Origin of the sequence: Cohnella sp. (assembly GCF_041641335.1) — a bacterium.
Taxonomy (GTDB): domain Bacteria; phylum Bacillota; class Bacilli; order Paenibacillales; family Paenibacillaceae; genus Cohnella.
This window is the reverse complement of sequence record NZ_JBEPYQ010000071.1, coordinates 15,422-35,856: the sequence shown is the minus strand read 5'-3', so window position 1 is coordinate 35,856 and position 20,435 is coordinate 15,422. Positions and strand designations below refer to the sequence as shown.

Genomic DNA, 20,435 nt, shown 5'->3' with positions numbered 1-20,435 from the left:
GGGGCTGTCCCATAAGTAAACAGAGCCGTACTGAACGATTATCGATGGAATGATGTCATGGGCATCTATCTCCCTCCGATGCTATACGATCCTGAAATTTGGAATGGATAAACCCGTCACAGGGTCATTTCAGGACCGTATGAGGCAGTCTCCAGGAGATAGATGCCCACTTTTTTTTCATCGATAATCTTTTACGCCCCTACTTATGGGACAGCCCCCCTCCCGGGCGCTTTCCCCGCAATAGAACCGCCCCACGAGCTAACCGCCCGCCAACCTCCCGCTTCTTACGCAGTAGAACCGCCCCACGAGCTAACCGTCCGCCAACCTCCCGTTCCCGGAGCTTCCGCCCGTATTCGAAAGGTTAGAAAAAGGGAGATACTACGGAGGGGAGCGGGCGGTTCTCTAGTTTCGAACGGCTGTTCAATAGCTGGTCGCCCAATGATTTGACCCATCGTTCGATAGTAAATTCATTGTTAATACGCGCTATTGTCATAATGTCCATTTGACTTTCGACCAATCGTTCGATAAGATTTTGATCAGAGAGATTGGAGGAGGAAGAGGACAATGAAGAGTGTTATCGGATTTTCGCTTAAGAACAAATTCGCGTTATGGATGATCACGATTATCGTGGTCGTCGCGGGTTTGTATTCCGGTATGACCATGAAGCAGGAAAGTTTGCCCAACCTGAGCTTCCCGTTCCTTAGCGTCACGACGGTAGCTCCGGGCGCAGCGCCTGATACGGTCGTACAAGATATTACGGAGCCGCTCGAAAAAAGACTCAAAAATACGGAAGGCGTCAAAAATATAACCTCGACTTCGATGGAGAACGTATCGTCGATCTTCATCGAATACGACTTCGGGCAAGACATGGACCAGGCCGTTGCGCAGCTCAGGGAAGCGGCCTCGGACGTCAAGCTGCCCGAAGGGGTGCAGGCGCCGAGCATTTCCAAGTTTTCGTTCAACTCGTTCCCGGTCATCTCCTTGAGCGCATCCGGCCATGGGAACCTGGAAGAGCTGACGAGAATCGTCACGGAAGAAGCGCAGCCCGCGCTGGAAGGCGTGTCGGGAGTCGCATCCGTGCAAATCGCCGGCCAGTACGTACAGGAAGTAACGCTGAAGTTTAATCAGGCGAAGCTCGCCGAGCTGGGCTTGAATGAAGATACGATCAAGGGGATTATCCAAGGTTCGGCGCTGAAGGCTCCGCTGGGACTGTTCCAATTCGACCAGACGCAGAAGACGGTAGTCGTCGACGGCAGAATTACGACGATCGACGACTTGAAGAACGTCGCGATCCCGGTCATTCCTGTCGGCGCGGGAGCAGGGGGCGGAGCCGGACAAGCCGGGCCCGGCGGAGCTGCAGGTTTGCCGGATGCCGGCGCGCCTCCGGTAACGGACGAGGCGATCGACAACGCCCAGATGCCGAACATCGGTCTTCCGACCGTACTGCTCGGAGACGTGGCCGACATCGAGACCGTAGGCAAAGCCGAATCGATCTCGCGCACGAACGGCGCGGAGTCTATCGGCATCCAGATCGTCAAGGCGAACGACGCCAACACGGTCGAAGTGGTGAACGGGGTCAAGGCGGAAGCCGATAAGCTGAAGGAGAAGTTCACGGATCTTAAGCTCGACATCATGCTGGACCAAGGCAAACCGATCGAGGAATCCGTCGAAACGATGCTCAGCAAAGCTTTGTTCGGAGCGCTGTTCGCGGTAATCGTCATTTTGCTGTTCTTGAGAAACATCCGCACGACGCTGATTTCGATCGTATCGATTCCGCTGTCGCTCATTATCGCGGTGCTGTTCCTGAAGCAGTTCGACATTACGTTGAACATTATGACGCTCGGAGCGATGACCGTCGCGATCGGCCGGGTGGTCGACGACTCGATCGTTGTCATCGAGAACATTTACCGACGGATGTCGTTGAAAGGCGAGAAACTCAAAGGCGCCGAGTTGGTCAAGGAAGCGACGAAGGAGATGTTCCTTCCGATCATGTCCTCGACGATCGTTACGATCGCCGTATTCTTGCCGCTCGGGCTCGTCAGCGGCATGGTCGGCCAAATTTTCCTGCCGTTCGCTCTGACGATCGTATTCGCGCTGTTGGCGTCCTTGCTCGTAGCGGTTACGGTAGTGCCGATGCTGGCCCATCAGATGTTCAAGAACGGCGTAAAGGAAGGCAAAGGCCACGACCATGAAGAGAACAACGGGAAGATGGCCCAAGGCTATCGCCGCATCTTGACCGCCGCGTTGAACCACAAAATCATTACGCTGGTCGTCTCGTTCGCGCTGCTGGTCGGAAGCTTGTTCCTTATCCCTCTGATCGGCGCGAGCTTCTTGCCGGAGCAGGAAGACAAATACGCGATGGTGACGTACAGCCCCGACCCGGGCGATCGCATCGAAGACGTAGAGCAGAAGGCGCTCATCGCCGAGAAAATCATTATGGATCAATCGGATATCACAAGCGTACAATACTCCGTCGGCGGCGAAAATCCGCTGCAGCCGGGTCCGTCCAAGTCGGGATTGTTTTTCCTGCAATACGACAGCAAGACGAAGGATTTTGCCGACAAGAAGGAAGCTCTAATCGAAGAACTGCGCAAGGCGGTTCCGACGGGAGAATGGGCCGAGATGGACCAGACCGGCGGACTCGGCGGAAGCCAGTTCAGCCTGAGCGTCTTCGGCGAATCTCTCGACCAGATCGCTCCGGTCGCCAATCAGATCGCCGATCTGATGAATGCCGACGATTCGTTCGAGAAGGTCAAAACAAGCCTGTCCAAGACTTACGAGCAATACACGTTCGTCGCCGATCAGGAGAAGCTGAGCCAGTACGGGCTCGTAGCCGGTCAGATCGCGATGGAGCTTAGCCCTCAGCGCATTCGTCCGGTGCTGACCCAGATCGAGGAGGACGGCAAGCGGTACAACGTGTACGTCGCGGTCGAGCAAGCGGAATACAAGAGCGCGGACGACATTCTGGCCAAAAAGCTGCGCTCGCCGCTCGGAATCGAAGTGTCGATCGGGGAAGTGGCTACGATTGAAGAAGGAACATCTCCGAACTCGATCGCCAGACAAAACGGCAAAATGGTCGTTAACGTGACCGGCAACATCACGAAGTCGGATGTGGCCAAAGTATCGAGCGATCTGCAGGCGAAGGTTGACGAGCTGCAGCTTCCGTCCGGAGTCGACGTGCAATTCGGCGGCGTAACCGAGCAGATCAACGAGACGTTTACGCAGCTCGGCCTGGCCATGCTCGCGGCCATCGCCATCGTATACTTGGCGCTCGTGCTTACGTTCGGCGGCGGTCTCGCTCCATTCGCGATCATGTTCTCCCTGCCGTTCGCGATTATCGGCGGATTGGTGGCTCTGTACTTGACCGGCGAGACGCTCAGCGTGTCGGCTCTGATGGGTGCGCTTATGCTGATCGGGATCGTCGTGACCAACGCGATCGTGCTCATCGACCGCGTCATTCACAAGGAGCGCGACGGATTGTCCACTCGCGAAGCGCTGCTCGAAGCGGGCGGTACCCGTCTTCGCCCGATTCTGATGACCGCACTGGCGACGATCGGCGCCCTGCTGCCGCTGGCGTTCGGATTCGAGAGCGCAGGCATTATTTCCAAAGGACTCGGCGTGACGGTTATCGGAGGTCTGATCAGCTCCACGCTGCTGACGCTTCTGATCGTTCCGATCATCTACGAGCTGTTGATGAAAATGAGAAGGAAACCGAAAAACGCGAACGCTTAAGGCAATCGGCGTCGCAAGAAAGGGTAGACAGCCGTGCAGGATAAGAAGAAGCTGATTCTCGAAGCCGCGCTTCGCTGCTTTGCTCGCAAAGGATTCAACGCGACATCGATCCAGGAGATCGTCGACGAGCTGGGAATGGCCAAAGGCTCTATCTACTTCTACTTCAAGTCCAAGGACGATCTTCTCGTCTCGCTTATTGAATATTACGGCGAGTTGCTGTTCATGGAAATGCGGGAGCAGCCCGGGGAGACGATTCTTCCTCCCCGGGAGAAGTTCATCGTCCAGCTCGAGCGCCAGTACCGGTTCATCCTTAAGCATCTGGACTTTATGAAGATGCTGATCAAGGAGCCGTCTACCGGATTGCATCCGCCAATCCAGGAGATGATCGTCCGGCTTCGCGCGAAATCGCAGCTGTGGAACGTCTCCCACTTGGCCGCGATCTACGGCGAGCCCGCGGCTCCTTATTTGGCGGATGCGTCCGCGTTGGTGTCGGGAATGTGGTCGCAGTATTTCGAAGCGCTTCTTTTTGAGGAGCAGGTGTTCGACGAACGGCAATTAAGCCGGTATATATTGCGGCGGCTGGACGATCTGGTGAACGGGCTGCTTCGTTCCGGAGAGACGCCGATGCTGCCCCCGATGGATCTTGCCAAGCTGCGGAACATGGCCGGATTAACGGAAGAGATTGTGACCGAGGAGCTGCAATTGCTGGCCAAGCTAGAAGGGAAAATTGTCGCAACTGCCTCCGAACGCGGGGAGGACGTGCAGCGCGACCTGCTCGACGCGCTTGCTCTGCTGAAGGAGATCGTCGAGAAGCCAGCGACGGGCCATCGTTTGTTGGTGAAAGGGATGTTGGCTTTGCTGAAGGAGCATGCTGCCGACGATCTGGAGGAGACCTTCAATCGTCTGGACGGCTTGATTGGCGGAGCGAATGCGTAGAGAACGCTAATGCGGGATATGTCCTGAAAAGGGGTTGCCCTTAAGTAATAATCATGACTTAAGGGCAACCCCTTTTTGCCGTAAGCTAATCTTCCAGAGAGAAGTTCAGGGCAAGCTCCAGCGTTTCCCCCGGCGCTACCGTCAGCAGTCCTTGCTTGCTGTTAAGCGCTTCGTTCAGCGCCGTCCACGGCTCCACGCACACGAACGGCTTGCCTTCCACCGACCACAGCACGACGTAACGGAACTGCTCGCTGTAAGTCAAGCGAACTCTTCGGCCTTGACTCAGCGGGAAGGAGATCTCCGGCTTGCGCGCATCCAGCAACGCCGCCGATTCGACCATTCCTTCCAGCTTCAAGTATCCGTCGAACGGCTTCTCCTGCATGTCGTTGTAATCGAGCATGCGGGTGGCGTCCGTGCCGTAGGTGAGATTTTTGCTTTCCGTGGCGAAATACGGATGGAAGCCGGCGACCATCGGCAGCGGTTCATTCGACAGGTTGCGGTATTTCTGTTCGATCGAGAGAATGCCGTCCTTGAGACGATAAGTGAATCTCAGCTCGAACTCGAACGGATATGCGGCCAGAGTTTCCGCATTGCTGCGCAGGGACAACGTAATGGACGCCGAGCCCGATGTGCCGGTCTCCACGACTTCCCATGCGGCAGTCCGCGCCACTCCGTGGTTTTTCATCCGGTACGTCGTGTCGTTCCATTCGTATTCCCCGTTTACGAGCTGGCCCGCGATCGGGAACAGAACGGGATTGCCTCCCCGGATATTCGCCTGCGGATTCAGGAACGTCTCCCGGTCCAAGTAAAACAGCTCTTGTCCGTGCAGACGGCAGCTCGTTGCGATTCCCCCGCGCTCGGGGCAGACGACGAAGGACGAATCGGTGCTTTCTTCCTTCAGCTCGTACAGCGGGAAGCCGTCGGTATAGGTGCGAATCGTATTATTTTCGTGGGCGCTCAAGGTTCGTTCCTCCTGGATCTTCGCGTTTGTCCACTCCATTATACCTTACAATTCAGGGAGGCGTATGCGCTCGTAAAGGTATTTTGGCGTTCTTTTGTTCGAGGTATTGCCATTACGGGGATGAAAAGCTAGAATGGGCCTCAGATGCGGTCGGCAGAGGGTGAGGGTGATGATATGCTTAAAGGTTTGCTTGTCAGCATAGAAGGCGCATACGATACGCTGCCGTCCATGGAGCAGCGAGTGGCCCGTTATATTCTGGATCATCCCAAGGACATTATCGACATGTCCGTTCAGAAGCTGGCCAACGAGACGAAGGTGAGCCAGGCGACGATTGTCCGGATGGCTCGCTCGCTGCGGTGCAACGGCTTCAAGGAGCTAAAGCTGCGGATCGCGGCGGATCTGGCTTTGTCGGGCGAGGTCGGGGACGATTACCAGCTTTTCCGCGTCGGAGGCGACACGGAGGAGTTGATCAAATTCGTATCGCACAACAACGCCAAGTCGATCAAGGATTCGGTGAGCGTGCTGTCCAAAGACTCGGTTGAACAGGCGATTCGGCGTCTTGCCGTCGCAAGAAAGATCGGCGTATTCGGCATCGGGGCGTCGTCGGTCGTGGCGGAGGATTTCAAGATCAAGGTGATGCGGCTCAACAAATGGTGCGAGGTCGGATACAGCGAGGACATGCAGGCGATCATCGCTTCGGGCTTGACCGAGGAGGATGCGGTGCTCGGCATTTCGTACACGGGCCATAATGAAGGGGTGCTGCATGCTTTTCAGGTGGCGAAGGAGCGAGGAGCCGTGCTCATCTCGCTGACCCAGTTCGGCAGCAACCCGATTGCTGAATTGGCCGACATTCCTCTGTTCACGAGCAATTTGGAGAAGCACTATCGGCTCGGAGCGATGGCGTCGCGGATCGCGCAGCTTAATGTCATCGATATTTTGTACGTGGGTTTGGTCACGCAGAATTACGAGGAGAACATACGAGCGCTGGAAAGGACGAAGCTGGCGGTTAAACAGCCCAAGCTATAGCCGTCTGTCGTTTGCGCGGCAGAGGAAGGACTGGCTGCGGCATCCGCGTTCGAGCGAGTGGGAATAGCAGGCTCCTCCGCGATAAGGAAGAACTCGATAGAAACGGTTCGTTCTGGCCGCTCACGCGGCTTTTTTTGTTGCGTAAGCAACAACCTCGCTTCGAGTCTCGTATAAAGGAGGTACAATATATAGAGAGCATAGGAGCGTGGACGTCCATGCAGCCATTACCGCCGAGATCCTCCAAGGCGTCTTCGTTATCCGCAAGCGGCAGCAGCGCGAAGACGGCCGCGCCTGCCGGCGGCAGAAAGACGGTCAGAAGAAAGCGATCGTTGTTGTGGAGCTTATACAAATTCGTTTTTGTCGCGGGGGGCTTGTCCGTTGTTCTGTTCGCGGCCTGGTTCTATCTCACCCCATCGGGCAATACGTATCGTTATATGCTGGCGGACTCGCTCATCACGACGCAGCATAGGGAATGGGCGAAATACATTATCGGCGAGAAGGCGCTTCGGGAGCGAGTCGCCCGGTATGCGCAGCAGTTCGAAGAGATGGGCGAGGAACGCGATACGCATACGATTCCGGCCGAAGGGGAGCAGGCGTCGGAGGGACAGGTGCCCGAGGAACTGATCTCCGTGAAGGAGGTTGACGGGGAAGGGTTTCACGGCTATCTGCTGACGGTGCGCGATCCGAAAAAAGTGCGGCTTGTCGTGCCGGGCAAAACGGGACGGGGCGAGAAGGTGTCCAGCATGGTGAAACGGACGGGCGCGCTTGCGGGGGTGAACGCGGGAGGCTTCGCCGATCCGAACTGGAGAGGCAACGGCTTTAAGCCGATCGGACTTGTCATCAGTCAGGGGAAGATTTACTACAACGGCCTGGGCAGCGCGAAGAGCGTGCAGATCGTCGGCATCGACAAGGACGGCAAGATGCTTGCCGGCAAATATTCGATCGACGAGCTGATGAAGCTGGGCATCTCCGAAGCGGTCAGCTTCTCGCCGAGAATCATCGTGAACGGCAAAGGGCTGATTCCGAATCGCTCGCAAGGATGGGGAGTCGCGCCGCGCACCGTCATGGGACAGCGCGAGGACGGCGCGATTCTGTTCCTGCTCATCGACGGGAGGCAGCCGGGATACAGCATCGGCGCCACGCTGTACGACGCGCAGGAAATTCTGCTTGAGCATGGCGCGGTCATCGCGGCCAATCTGGACGGAGGCTCTTCGACTGTGCTCGTCACCGAGGGCGGAGAGATCGTCAACAAGCCGTCCTCTTCGTCCGGGGAGAGATACTTGCCGACCGCCTTCCTCGTATTCGAGCATCCGGAAACGGTAGACGTGCCGAACATCTGGGCGGGACTAAAGCCATCCGAGATCGATGCGGGCAAATGGTAGACTGAAGGGGCTGTCTCATAAGTAAAAAGAGGCGTACTAAACGATTATCGATGGATGCAGGGTAATGGGCATCTATCTCCTTCCGCTGCAAGATACCCCACAAAGTGACGTTAAGCTTCGAAGCTTATTCCGATTACTTTGCGGGGACCCCGAACCCCGATCCTGAAATTTGATTGGTTAACCCGTCACAGGGCGGTTTCAGGACCGTATGAGGCAGTCTCCAGGAGATAGATGCCCTTCTTTTTTCATCGATAATCTTGTACGCCCTTACTTATGAGACAGCCGCTTTCCTCGCCGTTCCTGTCAATACATCATCATGCCGAGAGGGCCGTCTTCGTCGATGAGGTCCTGGATTTCGAACACCGAGATCGGGAAGTAGGGGAAGCCCCACGCGTAAGGGACGAGATCGTACAGTTGAAAGTAGATGACCAGGGATTTGTCGGCGATATAGAACTCCTGGTCGTCGCTGATGCCGGGGTAGGGACCGAGCAGAGGCATATCCCGGGACTTGATCTGCGCTTCGATGATTTTGTTCAAGCGGGCTTTGTAGTCGGTTCCCGGCTTGAACAGCTCGCCGAGCTTGTAGCTGAGGCCGGTGTCGGCGTCGAACGTAAGCGAGCGCTGCAGTGTGTTGCCGTGGGCGCCGCCCGTAAAAACATAGTTCAGAAGAGAAAGGCTGAGTACGCCTCTCTCATTCGTCTTGATTTCGTAAGTGCCGTCCATCTGCTGGATGTCGTCGCTGGGAAAGCCCTGATCCTTCATGAGCCGCTGCGTCGCTTCCGCGATCGCGTCGTTCATCTTCTCCTGCGCCGCGAGCGACGTTCCGCCGCTCACGTAGGGCACGTTAACCTTGACGTTCTTCGCGGTGAACGTTCGCGTTCGGATCGGCAGCATTAACGTCTGTCCGTTCATCTGCATTCCCCCTTGCCTGCATGGGCTATTGTCATCATCCCAGTCTATGCAGGTCGAAGGAATCGTGTGATACGAGAGGCAGAGACAGCTTAAGCGCGAAGCCCAAGCGGTCTGTCTCGCTCGTCAGGCTTCCCCCTATTCGTTCGGCCCGTTCCGCGATCGTCTGCAAGCCGAATTCCAGATCCGCAGCTGAAGGAGGAGCGGCGTCCAGGCGGACAAAACGGAGGTTCATCCATGCCGCGTCCATATGCACGGAGAGCCGGAAGCTGCAGGGGCGGCCCCGATTCATTTTCACCCCGAGATCGATTCCTTGCTGGAGCGTCTGGAATACGACCCTTTTCTGCAAAGTGTCCAAGGTGTCAGGGAGAGAATCGGAATTGAAATCGTATTCGACGATGCAGCCGCGGGATTGTTCGGCATCCCGGAACAACGCTCCGAGCGAGCCGACCAGATCGTAATAAGAGTCGTCCTCCCGCAGAATGCGGACGGATCGGCGTATATCCTCCAGCCCGGTGCGGATAAGGCTTTGCGCCGATTCAAGCTTCTCCTCCGCCAGAAGGCGGTCGCGTTCGATCAAGCGTTTGGCCGCTTCCAGCTGCACGATCGTGGCGCTGAGCGTCTGTCCTACCGTATGGTGAATGCTGCCGGTAATCCGGTGCCTTTCCTCCAGCCTCATCGCCTCCGCCAACGCCTCCGCATTTTCCCGTATGGACGCCCCCAGGTTTTCGTGAGCCGATTCGAGCTGTTCCTTTCGCTCCCTTAGCTGCGCCGTTCGTGTCTGAACGGCTTGTTCCAGCGACCGATTGAATTCGGTCAATTGCCGGTTCATGGCCGTGTAGCGATGGACGATGACGCGAATCAGGCAGACGACGAACGCGAACAGTCCCCAGAAGAGCAAATCGACCGGCAGCTCGAACATCCAGCGCAGCAGGGCATTCACTTCGCGCGGGAAGAACGTGTACAGCGCGACCCGGTACATATGAATGCCTGTAATCGTGACCAAAGACAGGAAGCCGGCAAGAATCCAGACGGACTCCACATCTTGCTTTGCGCGATAAGCGGTACTCATCGTCCAAAAGGCCAGCGATAAGACGACAAGGAACAGCGGAGCGAAAGCGACGACCGCCTGGACGTAGGCGGCGAAGCTGAACAGCGCGCTGGCAATCGTCAACGCGGAGTAGAGCAGCAGCAGCCTGCGGAAGAAACGGAGCACGCGCCTGTAAATATCCGGATACAAATGCGACAACGCGCCAATGAACGCATAGGCGCCAACCGGCATGCAGGCATCCTGGAAGTGGCCGGGAACCGGACTGTTCCATAGGACCATGAACAGATGGTTGCACACGAGCGCTCCGAAGCCGCCGGTAAAAGACAGCAGCGAGAAGTACAGATACAATGCGTCGCGCTGGCTCGCAAACAGCCCCAATCCGATCAAGCTGCAGAACAGAAGGAGAAACCCCAACACCAGGTTGTCGATATCGTAGCGGAACATCGCGTCGAGCAGATCGGCTTTGTTTCCAAGCCCTATCCGGCTATCTATCGGAAAATGCTTCGAGTACTGGACAAGCAAATAGATCTCGTCGGACAAAGGAGCGGACAGCGGAATGAACTTCCAGCTGAACCCGTTCTTCGTCCGTTTGTCGGCGGCGTTATACGCGTATTCGTAGTGGATGGTTCCCCTGTCGTACACCTTCATGCTGGAGAAATTGCGAATCTGAAGATGGGGGTCGTCCAGCTTCGCGGCCGGCAACGGTATCCGAAGCCAATACGCTTGTTCGGCCCGTATCTCCTTCGTGTTGTAGCTTTGCCAGCCGGATTCGGGAGGCCGCGCATCGCTGAAGGATGGAGCGGGGGCCATCTGCCAGTCCTTGCCCCGGAGCGAGAAGATCAGCTCGTTATTCCGCTGGAAGGCGGACAAGGTGAAACCGAAGCCGATCAGCAGAACGATCAAAATCGCTAACGCGCGATACAGGGGAAATCGGCTTCCCCAGAAGCTTGCGCTGCTCATGCCTGCCTCGCTCCTTTCCCGGTATCCTCGGAAGACGGGCAGGGCAGCGACAGCGTTAGCACGCAGCCCGGGTCGCCCGGCTCGATGACCATTTCTCCACCGAGATCGGCAATTCTCTCGGACATTGCCCTTAAGCCAAATCCGTATTCGGAAGGAAGGTAGGTTCTTCCGTCGCTGGCCAAACGGAAATAAAGCCGGGTATCGTCGACAGTCAGCTCAAAATCGAACCGTCGGCTGTCGCCATGCCTCAAGCCGTTGGTCAAGCCTTCCTGAAGCGCTTGGAAGATCACTCTCTTCTGCAGCGTCGAGAAGCTGTCCGGCAGCTCGGAAATCCGGCTGTCGATAACGGCTCCCGTCGATCCGGCGGTCTCCTCGATCAGTTGCCGAATCGCGGCGGCCAGATCGTAACGGGTAGAGTCGTCCCGGAGCAGACGGACGGAGTCGCGGACTTCTTCGAAGCCCCTTCTGACCAATTGCTGCGAAGCGTCCAGCTTGGAGAGAGCCAGCTCCGGGTCGCGGGGAAGCAGCCGTTTGGCGGCTTCCAATTGAACAAGCGTCGCCGTCAAGGAATGGCCGATCGTGTCGTGGATCGCTCCGGTCAGCCGATGACGTTCCTCTAGAACGATGGAGGAGGCGATCGACTCGGCCGTGTCTCTCATCGTGCCGGACAGCCGGACGTTCGCTTCGCGAAGCTGCTCTTCCCTCTCTTGCAGCTCTGCGGTACGGGTCTGGACGCTGGTCTCCAAAGCTTGGTTAAACTGCTTCAGCCGAACGTTCATCTGCCCGAAACGGTACAGGATGACGCGCACCAGACAGATTAAGAACAGGAGCAGGGAAATGGACAGAAAGTCGTATTCCAGCACGTTCAAGAACGGCAAGCTATAGCGCATCTTCGCAAAAAAGACCGACAAATAAGTACGGACAACGTATAGAAGCGCGGTAGAGGTCACGATGAAGAAGCCAGCCATCATCCAGATCGATTCCGGGCCCTGTCTTTGCTGATAAGCTCTCCATAGAGCGTGGAACAGATAACCCGCCGTAACCAGGAACATGGCAAGCATGGGATAGCTGAGCAGCCACCCGAACCACTCGACGTCCAGAACGAAGGCGCTCGAGAGCGAGAGGAGCGAGAAGCCCAGAATGATTCGACTGATTCCTCGAAGCGATCCGGTAAGCTTCTTGTCGAGCACTTCGATGATGATGCCCAGAAATCCGAACACCCCGAGAGGGAAAATGGCGAAGTCCAGATAGCTCAGCCACGGCTGATCCCAGAACAGCTGAAGCAGATAGGTCCGGGCAATCGCCGCGTAACAGCCGCATAGCGCCATCAGCGCGAAGTAGAGATGGAGTCGTTCCCGGCGAATGGCGTACAGGCCCATGGCCAAGCATGCGCTGAACAGGAAGAGCGCGAACAAGACGAATGCGTAGGTTTCTTTCCGAATCAGGGAGGATACGAAATCCCCGTAGGAAACCTGGCGGATGAACAACGGAAGCCGATCGAGCCTCCGGTCGTCGAGCAGCATATAAATCTCGGAGGGAACCGGCGCCGATAGCGGAACGAGGTTCCAGTGATACAGGAGGTTTAATCTATGGTTACGGTCTTTCGGGTCGTAGGCGTAGAGCAGCTCTCTGCCGTCGTATACGGAGAGGGCGACCGCGTTGAGAACGAATAAACGGGGGTCTCGGAAGCCGGTCGGATCGAGAGGTACGCGAAGCCAGTAAAAGGAGGAGTTCGACGGATGCCCGGGCTTGTCCGAATAAGGAAGCCAGCCCTCCGATGGAGTCGCGGAATCCTGAGTCGAAGCGGGAGTCCAGCTCCAAGCGTTCTGGGGCAGTCCGGTGGAGTTGAAGCCGCGCCCCATAACGACCAAACTCCATGCCAAAAGGACATGAAGGCCGATCAATACCGCCAAGATGCGCAACAACGGCAGATGATTGCGAACGCCGCTTCCGACCAACTTCATTCCTCCAACGGGCGCGCCCCGGCTTGCGACGCTGTTATCATTGTACCTGCGGCGAACGAAGCGGCCTAGTGACGGCGGTCATATAATAGTCATGTCTTTTAACCAGATGACGGCTTGCGTTCTGTCGTTCGTGCCTATCTTGTCGTAGATGGCGCTGATGTAATTTTTGACGGTGCCTTCGCTCATGAAGAGCAACTGGGCGATCTCCCTATTCGTGCGGCCCTCCACCATCAAGGCGATGATGCTCATCTCGCGGTTGGTGAATTTCAGATCGGCGGTCCGTCCGCGCGAGCGAGCAGCGGGAGCCTTGCCGGCTGCGGGCGAGGGCGAAGCCAGTCGGGCGGCCAGCTTGACGGCGATCGCCGAGGGGAGCATGATTTCTCCTTGCGCCGCATCGCGGATCGCTTGCAGCAGCTTCTCGGTCGGAATGTCCTTGAGCAGAAAACCGACCGCTCCGCTTGCCAGAGCTTCGATAATGTATTCATCCTCGTCGAATGTCGTCAGTACGAGCACTTTCGTATGCGGGGATTCGGCGCGCAGCTTCTTGACCGCTTCGATCCCGTTCATGACCGGCATGCGGATGTCCATCAGGACCAGATCCGGATCGTGGACTCCGACAAGCCGGCAAGCCTCTTCGCCGTTCTCGGCGGTGGCGATGACCTCTATGTCGTCCTCCAGCTGGAGAATCGTTTGCAGGCCGTCTCTCATCAACGCTTGATCGTCGGCAATCAATACTTTAAGCATGCGTACTTTCTCCCCTTTCTTTTCCATTATAGAGCATCGCGTGAATTTGAACAGACGCAACTCTTTCCGAATCTCCCTTTAACCGCATACATGACGGAAACGGTGACAGGGGTCACTGGTCATATGACGCGAGGGTTCGATACGATTAGGCCATGAAACGGGGATGCGAGGCCTCTTGCAAGCCGAAAAAGGGAGTGGAAAGCATGATCATCATGCACACGAGTCAATGCCGTCCGGGAATGAAGCTGGGACGATCGATCTATACGGAACAAGGCCACGTGCTGGCCGGAAGAGGATTCGTACTGACTGAACATGCGATCAAGCGATTGCAGCAGTTAGGGATGCCGTATCTCCATATCGAGGAGCAGGGCACGGAAGATATCGCTCCGGATCAGGCGATTCGCGACGAGACGGTGATCGTCTTGCACGGTGCGCTGACCCACGTGATGGACGAGCTGTTGAGCAGCGAAAAGGAGAAGTTGTCTCCGAACGTCGTTCGTTTCGTATACGATGCGACGAAGCTGCTGGTGGACGACTTGAAATCTCGCCGTAACGATCTCAGCTTGCCCGTGCATTTGACGACGACGCTGACGGACGGGGATAAGCAGCATTTTCTCGAGCATGCGATGAACGTGGGCGTCTGCGCGACCCGTCTCGGCTTGGAAGAAGGTTTGGATTCCGAGGATCTGCATGCGCTGGCAATCGGCGCGATGCTGCACGACGTCGGCAGACTGCAGCTTCCGGAAGGCTTGAAGTCGCGCGTGACGCAGAACGACCAATCTTATATGAAGCATGCGGAGCTCGGCTACAAGCTGCTTCGGGACAGCGGCTTTCCGATTATGGCGGCCCATTGCGCTCTGTTCCATCACGAGCGACTGGACGGCAGCGGTTATCCGTTCGGGCTGGAAGGGAGAAAAATTCATCCGCACCATCAGTGGATCAGCATTTTCGACATGTTCGATACGCTGGTCAACGGGCGGGGCAACGGCGTTCCGATGCTGCCGCACGAAGCTCTGGAAGTGCTGTATGGAGGCGCCGGAACCTTGTACGACACGGACAAGGTGTGCAGGCTGCGCGACAACATGGCGTTGTTCCCGAGGGGGACGTCGGTGCGCCTCAGCACGGGCGAGCTGGGCGTCGTCTCCGCGCTTCACGAAGACACGAAGCAGCGCCCGATCGTCCGCGTCATCCGTTCCTCCGAAGGCGAGCTGCTGACCAAGCCGTACGAAGTCGATCTGAAGCGCCAGCTGCACCTGATGATCAGCGGAGTCGGCAGCGAACAATCGACGGGGAACGAGGCATCGGAGCGGCGTGAAGTGCGCTCGAACAGAACGTTTCATGTCGTCTGATGAAAAACCATAAAAAACCAGAGCAAAATCGCTTGACTTTTGCTCCCGAAATGACTAAGATAATAAAGGATTTGCTGATGTAGCTCAGCTGGTAGAGCAACGCATTCGTAATGCGTAGGTCGGGGGTTCGAATCCCTTCATCAGCACCACTAAATAAATCCTTTAACGGCGCGTCTTCCGAGGCTTTCGGAGGCGCGCTTTTTGCGTTCCCGGACCGGACACCGTAAAACCGTCTGTACGAGCGCCGCCTCCGCCAAGACGGTTCCTGAATAGGATACAAGCATGGAGGAGGGGGGGAGTGTGGAATGCAGGCGAGGAGCAGCACGAATGTGAAAGGAATCGACGTAAGCCACTGGCAGGGAGCCATTGATTGGTCGAAGGTCGCGGCGGACGGCGTCAAATATGTGTTTATCAAGGCCACCGAAGGAGTGTCCGGCGTGGATTCCCGGCTTCGGGCGAACGCGCTGTCGGCAAGCTCGGCGGGAATTAAAGTCGGGTATTACCATTACGCCCGACCCGAAAACAATAATGACGCGGTCAAGGAGGCGCGGCATTTCGCCTCGACCGTTGCCGGTTACCCTTGTCACTGGCCGCTCGTGCTTGATGTGGAGGGCGAGGCGTCCAGGCTTGGCGCGAGATCGCTGACTCAGTGGTGCGCGGCGTTCCTGACGGAGCTGGAACGGGCCAGCGGAAGACGCGCGATGATCTACAGCGGAGCGAGCTTCGCCCGGACGTATCTGGGCAAGGAATTGGCGGGGTGGCCGCTCTGGATCGCCCATTACGGCGTCGACAAGCCGATGAACAATTCCACGTGGGACAGGTGGGCGATCTTCCAATACTCGGACAAGGGACGAGTGGCGGGAATCGCGGGCAATGTCGATCTGAATGCGATGGAGGCGGAATTTTACGGCCGTTACGCCGAGGAGGATGAGCCGATGACAAAGGAAGAAAGGGAAGCACTCGAGCAATTGAGCGCGCAAGTCGCGCAGCTGGCCGGAACGGCGGAGTCGCTGACGAAGCAGCTGGAATCCGCGACCGCCAAAATTCCCGCGCCGAAATGGTTCGTGAGCGAATTCGGAGAGAGCGTCGTGGCGCAGATGAGCGATCCGACCGGCACGATGGAGTTCTGGAGAGCGGTAGCCGTATCGCTTAGAACTATGGGATATCAGAAGGTTTAAAAGGAATTTGGCGATGATCGCTGAACGCTTGCGTTGCGTGTCGAAAGATGGTATTATCTTTTCTTGTGAGCCTAGAAATTCTATAAGCCGACTTAGCTCAATTGGTAGAGCAACTGACTTGTAATCAGTAGGTTGGGGGTTCAAGTCCTCTAGTCGGCACCACCATCGCAAGCAAGCATTCTATTCCTGCATAAGGAATGGAGTGCTTTTTCGCTTTGATTACCGTTTGACAGGCGCGGTCTATTTTCGTTATGATGAAGAAGTTCGATTTGGGCCCAAAAAATAAGGCGGTGAAAAGGTGGCTACTTTAAAAGATATTGCCGAAAAGGTGGGCGTCTCGATATCGACCGTATCCCGGGTGCTGAACAACGATGACAGCAAGATCGTCAACGCCGTTACGAAAGAAAAAATATTAACTGCCGCCAAGGAGCTTGGGTACCGCACGAGCGGGTGGTCGAGGCGTTCGGTTGGAGACGGGGGCGCCAAGCCGGTCCCGAACAAGCGCGCCGGCTGCATTATTTCGCTCCCTCAGGAAAACTATTCGTATCCTTACTTTTCGCTCGTGTTAAAAGGCATAGAGAAAGGTCTGTCCGACAGAGGGTACAGTCTGGCTTTCATTCATACGAGGGACGAGCTCCGGGATCCTTCCGTGCAGGAGCAGATCATTCAGGACAGCCAGGTAGACGGAGCGGTTGTCATTGAAGGAATCGATCCGCCGATCTACGAGGCGCTAAAAAAACATATTCCGACCATCGTCGGCGTCGACGTGAACGACCCGACCATTCCGACGGTTTCCTACGACCGGGTGTCCGCTTCCCAAGCGGCGGTCAGGCATTTGATCGGGCAAGGCCACCGAAGGATCGGCTTCATCGGCGGTCTGGGGCTGTCCGGAGACATGTCCCGCGAAAAGCGATTCCGGGGGTATCGCTACGCATTGCTCGAAGCCGGCATCGAGCCGGAGGAAAAATGGATTCTGAACGCCGAATGGCAGATCGAGACCAGTTTTGAATTGATGAGCCGATTGGTGCGGGAGTCGCCGGCCGAATTGCCGACTGCGTTCTTCGTGGCAAGCGACGTCATGGCTATTGCGGCCATGCGCGCCGTGACGGAAGTCGGGCTGCGCGTGCCGGAGGATATCGCGTTTTTCGGAGTGGACAATATCGAGATTTCGCAATACACCTCCCCTCCGTTATCTACGATTCATGTTCCCAAATATGAGATCGGCCTGACGGCGGCCTATTTGTTGTCCGATTATTTGGATGGCAGGCTCAGCTTCCCGATTAAGGCGCTGCTTCCCTACGAATTGAAGATCAGGCGTTCTTCGACACTGCCCAAACCATAGGCAAAAATCCGAATAGTGCAAGACCGTAAAGAAGCTGCTTTTCCGAAGTCGGGAAAGCGGCTTTTCGCTATGAGAGACGTTCTTCCGTTAAAAATCCAACTTTCTCGTTGACAGCTTTGCCCCAAAGGAATTAAGATGGTCTTAGAAACTTTGGGCGAAAATTTTACGAAAATAATCAGTGAATTTGGGCCCAAATAAACAGAAGCATAAAGGAGTAAACTCATGAACAAAGTGACGATTATAGGAGCAGGCAGCAGTTTCACCAAGGATATCGTCGTGGATATGATCAACATTCCGAATCTGGGCAACGACGTGACGGTCGGCCTGATCGACCTGGATCCGGTACGGTTGGATCTGGCCAGGCAGTTGGTAGAGAAGGTCGTATCCCTCGCGGGCAGAAGCTGGAACGTCGTCGCTTCCACGGATCGCAAGGAAGTTCTTCCCGGCTCGAGCTTCGTCATTAATCAAATCGAAGTACACGGGCTGCAAACCGTCAAGTACGAATACGAGATTCCGTTGAAGTACGGGGTGAAGCAATGCATCGGCGATACGCTGGGACCGGGTGGGCTGTTCAAAACGCTGAGAACGCTTCCGGCCTGGCTGGAAATCGTTCGTGATATCGAAGCCTACTGTCCAGATTGCGTGATCCTGAACTATACGAATCCGATGTCCGCGGTGACGCTGGCGACCGTCAGAACGACGCAGATCCCCGTTGTCGGCTTATGTCACTCGATCCAGAATACGTCCTCGCAGCTTGCGAAGTATTTGGACGTTCCGTACGAGGAGTTGAAGTGGAAGGCAGGGGGCATCAACCATATGTCCTGGTTCACGGAATTGTCCCGGAACGGACAGGATCTATATCCCGAGCTGAAAGAGAGGATGAAAAATCCCGAGCTTCTGAGGAAGGACCCGGTAAGATTGGATGCCATGAAGTATTTGGGCGCGTTCGTCTCCGAATCGAGCGGTCATTTCTCGGAATATATTCCTTACTATCGCAAGCGCGAGGACTTGCTCGAACGGCATTGCGGAGTCGGCTACAACGGGGGCACCGGATTTTACGCCAACAATTGGCCGATCTGGAGACAGGAGAACGACGAGCAAATTTTGCGCCGCATTTCCGGAGAGGAAGAAATCAGCTTCGAATCCTCCAATGAGTACGCAGCCGTCATTATGGACGCAATGATTAATCATACCCCGAAGGTCATCTACGGCAATGTCGCCAATCGCGGATTAATCGACAATCTGTCGAACGACGGAGTCGTCGAGGTCGCCTGTCTGATCGATCGCAACGGGATTCATCCGACCCATTTCGGGAAGCTGCCGGAGCATCTGGCCGCCTTGTGCCGAAGCAATATGGCGTTCTTTGAACTGGCGGTGTCGGCCGTGCTGAATCGCGACAAGGAGGCCGCGCTGCATGCGCTGATGATCGATCCGCTGACGTCCGCGGTCTGCTCTCTCGAAGAAATTCAATCGATGTTCGACGAACTGTATGAAGCGGAGAAGCCGTACATTGCGGAGCTTCGTTAACCGCTGAAGATAAGGCGTTGCATGAATTTATCATCCATTTCAATCGGGGGGAACGTTTCATGAAAAAGACGCTGGAATGGATCATGACTCTTATGCTGACGGCAAGCCTTGCGCTTGCAGGCTGCTCCAGCAGCGGCAACAACGCCGCGAATACGGACGGAGAAGGCGGGGACAAGCCGATCAAGCTCGTCTGGTGGGTTCACGAAAGCCCTTCCTTCGTCGAAGCGAACAAAAAGCTGATTGCGGATTACAAGAAAGTGAAGCCTCATGTGACAATCGATCTTCAGGTGTTTCCGTACGATGCGTTCGTGCAAAAAATTCGCGTGGCGATGAATACGAAAACGCCGCCGGATATCGTGCAAATGTTCGGCACCTGGGTGCGGGAATACGCGAAGAACGGATTGCTGGAGCCGGCGCCGAACGGAGCCGAGCTGGAAGCCGAAGTGTATCCTGCAGCCATCGGCGGATTTCAGTACGACGGACAAGTGTACGGCGTTCCCCACGAGTTCAACATCGAGAACGGCGCGGCTCTGCGTTATCCGAAAATGTTCCAGGAAGCGGGCATCGACAAGGATCCGGCAACTTGGGAGGAGCTGATCGAGGACGCCAAAAAATTAACCAAGCGCAATGGCGATAAAATTACCGTTCGGGGGTTGGACATCACCTCCAACGACAGTATCGTGTTTTACTTCCTCGCGCTGATTCAGCAGCAGGGCGCCGATTTCTGGAACGAGGATCGGACACAGGTCAGCTTCTCCACGCCGGAGGCCGAGAAGGCGATGCAGGAGCTGGTCGACCTGGTGAATGTGCACAAGGTCACCGACCTGTCCAAGCTGGGAACGACGGAAGAGCCTTACATGGTGTTCTTCAAAGGACAGTCCGCGATGACGACGGCGGGACCTTGGACGATAGCCGAAGGGATCAACACGTTTAACGTTCAAGACTTCGATTATATGCCGATTCCGTCCTTCACGGATCATCCGGCGGTGTTCAGCTCCGAATCGGGCTGGGGAGAGGTCGTATCCAAGCAAAGTCCGAACAGTCAAGCCGCTTGGGAGTTCGTTCAATTCATGATGGAGGAGGAGAACGCGCTCGCCTGGAATCTTCAAACCTCTTCCATTCCGGCGAATAAGCACGTTGCCGAGGATCCGAAGTATCTGGAGAGCGCGCCGCACGTCAAGGCGGCCGTGGAAGCTCTTCCGAACGGCCGCTGGATCGGGCCGCTGGCCGACCGGGACTATTTCTTCAAGGTCATCATCGATACGTTCGCCGCGATCGCCTACAACAAGAAGGGCTTGCAGGACGGTCTGAAGAAGGCGGAGACGGACATCAACAAAATGTTGAAGTCCAAGCAATAAGCGATGATGCGGGATC

14 protein-coding genes and 2 tRNA genes are annotated in these 20,435 nt (G+C 56.2%); 11 read left to right on the top strand and 5 right to left on the bottom strand.

Annotation, left to right across the window (positions count from 1 at the left end):
* Window positions 1-564 precede the first annotated feature (564 nt).
* Together ACESLM_RS21220 and ACESLM_RS21215 are read left to right on the top strand one after the other, a co-directional pair.
* Entirely contained in the window at window positions 565-3,732 is a 3,168-nt protein-coding gene (locus ACESLM_RS21220; RefSeq protein ID WP_372633986.1) for an efflux RND transporter permease subunit, read from the top strand.
* 33 nt (window positions 3,733-3,765) lie between these two features.
* Entirely contained in the window at window positions 3,766-4,668 is a 903-nt protein-coding gene (locus ACESLM_RS21215) for a TetR/AcrR family transcriptional regulator (RefSeq protein ID WP_372633983.1), read from the top strand.
* Window positions 4,669-4,753: 85 nt separating this feature from the next.
* Here the strand turns inward: ACESLM_RS21215 and ACESLM_RS21210 are convergent, their stop codons facing one another.
* Entirely contained in the window at window positions 4,754-5,629 is an 876-nt protein-coding gene (locus ACESLM_RS21210) for an aldose epimerase family protein (protein ID WP_372633981.1), read from the bottom strand.
* 174 nt (window positions 5,630-5,803) lie between these two features.
* Here ACESLM_RS21210 and ACESLM_RS21205 point away from each other — a divergent pair, with 174 nt between their 5' ends.
* Both ACESLM_RS21205 and ACESLM_RS21200 read left to right on the top strand, forming a co-directional pair.
* Window positions 5,804-6,655, top strand: coding sequence for a MurR/RpiR family transcriptional regulator (locus tag ACESLM_RS21205; RefSeq protein ID WP_372633978.1), 852 nt, complete (start codon window positions 5,804-5,806; stop codon window positions 6,653-6,655).
* A 215-nt stretch (window positions 6,656-6,870) separates the two neighbouring features.
* The gene (locus tag ACESLM_RS21200) at window positions 6,871-8,037 is read left to right on the top strand and encodes a phosphodiester glycosidase family protein (protein WP_372633975.1); all 1,167 of its coding nucleotides are present in this window, start codon (window positions 6,871-6,873) and stop codon (window positions 8,035-8,037) included.
* Window positions 8,038-8,340: 303 nt separating this feature from the next.
* On the opposite strand, the gene ACESLM_RS21195 is transcribed toward ACESLM_RS21200, so the two are convergent.
* From ACESLM_RS21195 to ACESLM_RS21180, 4 genes are all read right to left on the bottom strand, one after another.
* The gene (locus ACESLM_RS21195) at window positions 8,341-8,949 is read right to left on the bottom strand and encodes a DUF3298 and DUF4163 domain-containing protein (protein WP_372633973.1); all 609 of its coding nucleotides are present in this window, start codon (window positions 8,947-8,949) and stop codon (window positions 8,341-8,343) included.
* A 34-nt stretch (window positions 8,950-8,983) separates the two neighbouring features.
* On the bottom strand, window positions 8,984-10,957 hold the full coding sequence (locus ACESLM_RS21190) for a sensor histidine kinase (protein WP_372633970.1): 1,974 nt from the start codon (window positions 10,955-10,957) through the stop codon (window positions 8,984-8,986).
* Window positions 10,954-12,921: a sensor histidine kinase gene (locus ACESLM_RS21185; RefSeq protein ID WP_372633967.1), complete on the bottom strand. Its 1,968-nt coding sequence runs from the start codon at window positions 12,919-12,921 to the stop codon at window positions 10,954-10,956. The genes ACESLM_RS21190 and ACESLM_RS21185 overlap by 4 nt, the downstream gene beginning before the upstream one ends.
* A 78-nt stretch (window positions 12,922-12,999) precedes the next feature.
* Window positions 13,000-13,665: a response regulator transcription factor gene (locus ACESLM_RS21180; protein ID WP_372633964.1), complete on the bottom strand. Its 666-nt coding sequence runs from the start codon at window positions 13,663-13,665 to the stop codon at window positions 13,000-13,002.
* A gap of 203 nt (window positions 13,666-13,868) precedes the next feature.
* Between ACESLM_RS21180 and ACESLM_RS21175 the strand changes: the two genes are divergently transcribed.
* The 7 genes from ACESLM_RS21175 (at window position 13,869) to ACESLM_RS21145 (ending at window position 20,419) form a co-directional block, all read left to right on the top strand.
* Window positions 13,869-15,014, top strand: coding sequence for an HD-GYP domain-containing protein (locus ACESLM_RS21175; RefSeq protein WP_372633961.1), 1,146 nt, complete (start codon window positions 13,869-13,871; stop codon window positions 15,012-15,014).
* Between the two features lie 73 nt (window positions 15,015-15,087).
* Window positions 15,088-15,163: transfer RNA gene (locus tag ACESLM_RS21170), tRNA-Thr, on the top strand.
* 156 nt (window positions 15,164-15,319) lie between these two features.
* Window positions 15,320-16,192, top strand: a complete 873-nt coding sequence (locus tag ACESLM_RS21165) for a glycoside hydrolase family 25 protein (RefSeq protein ID WP_372633958.1) — start codon at window positions 15,320-15,322, stop codon at window positions 16,190-16,192.
* An 86-nt stretch (window positions 16,193-16,278) separates the two neighbouring features.
* Window positions 16,279-16,354 (top strand) — tRNA-Thr (locus tag ACESLM_RS21160).
* A 136-nt stretch (window positions 16,355-16,490) separates the two neighbouring features.
* Complete coding sequence (locus ACESLM_RS21155; RefSeq protein ID WP_372633955.1) at window positions 16,491-17,534, top strand: LacI family DNA-binding transcriptional regulator; 1,044 nt, start codon at window positions 16,491-16,493, stop codon at window positions 17,532-17,534.
* A gap of 222 nt (window positions 17,535-17,756) precedes the next feature.
* On the top strand, window positions 17,757-19,061 hold the full coding sequence (gene melA / locus ACESLM_RS21150; RefSeq protein WP_372633952.1) for an alpha-galactosidase: 1,305 nt from the start codon (window positions 17,757-17,759) through the stop codon (window positions 19,059-19,061).
* Window positions 19,062-19,120: 59 nt separating this feature from the next.
* Entirely contained in the window at window positions 19,121-20,419 is a 1,299-nt protein-coding gene (locus ACESLM_RS21145) for an ABC transporter substrate-binding protein (protein WP_372633949.1), read from the top strand.
* Window positions 20,420-20,435: the final 16 nt, after the last annotated feature.

Bases quoted from the DNA above. Each gene is read 5' to 3' on its own strand.
- ACESLM_RS21220 (WP_372633986.1), top strand. From the start codon at position 565: ATGAAGAGTGTTATCGGATTTTCGCTTAAGAACAAATTCGCGTTATGG.
- ACESLM_RS21205 (WP_372633978.1), top strand. From the start codon at position 5,804: ATGCTTAAAGGTTTGCTTGTCAGCATAGAAGGCGCATACGATACGCTG.
- ACESLM_RS21200 (WP_372633975.1), top strand. From the start codon at position 6,871: ATGCAGCCATTACCGCCGAGATCCTCCAAGGCGTCTTCGTTATCCGCA.
- ACESLM_RS21195 (WP_372633973.1), bottom strand. From the start codon at position 8,949: ATGAACGGACAGACGTTAATGCTGCCGATCCGAACGCGAACGTTCACC.
- ACESLM_RS21190 (WP_372633970.1), bottom strand. From the start codon at position 10,957: ATGAGCAGCGCAAGCTTCTGGGGAAGCCGATTTCCCCTGTATCGCGCG.
- ACESLM_RS21185 (WP_372633967.1), bottom strand. From the start codon at position 12,921: ATGAAGTTGGTCGGAAGCGGCGTTCGCAATCATCTGCCGTTGTTGCGC.
- ACESLM_RS21180 (WP_372633964.1), bottom strand. From the start codon at position 13,665: ATGCTTAAAGTATTGATTGCCGACGATCAAGCGTTGATGAGAGACGGC.
- ACESLM_RS21175 (WP_372633961.1), top strand. From the start codon at position 13,869: ATGATCATCATGCACACGAGTCAATGCCGTCCGGGAATGAAGCTGGGA.
- ACESLM_RS21165 (WP_372633958.1), top strand. From the start codon at position 15,320: ATGCAGGCGAGGAGCAGCACGAATGTGAAAGGAATCGACGTAAGCCAC.
- melA (WP_372633952.1), top strand. From the start codon at position 17,757: ATGAACAAAGTGACGATTATAGGAGCAGGCAGCAGTTTCACCAAGGAT.
- ACESLM_RS21145 (WP_372633949.1), top strand. From the start codon at position 19,121: ATGAAAAAGACGCTGGAATGGATCATGACTCTTATGCTGACGGCAAGC.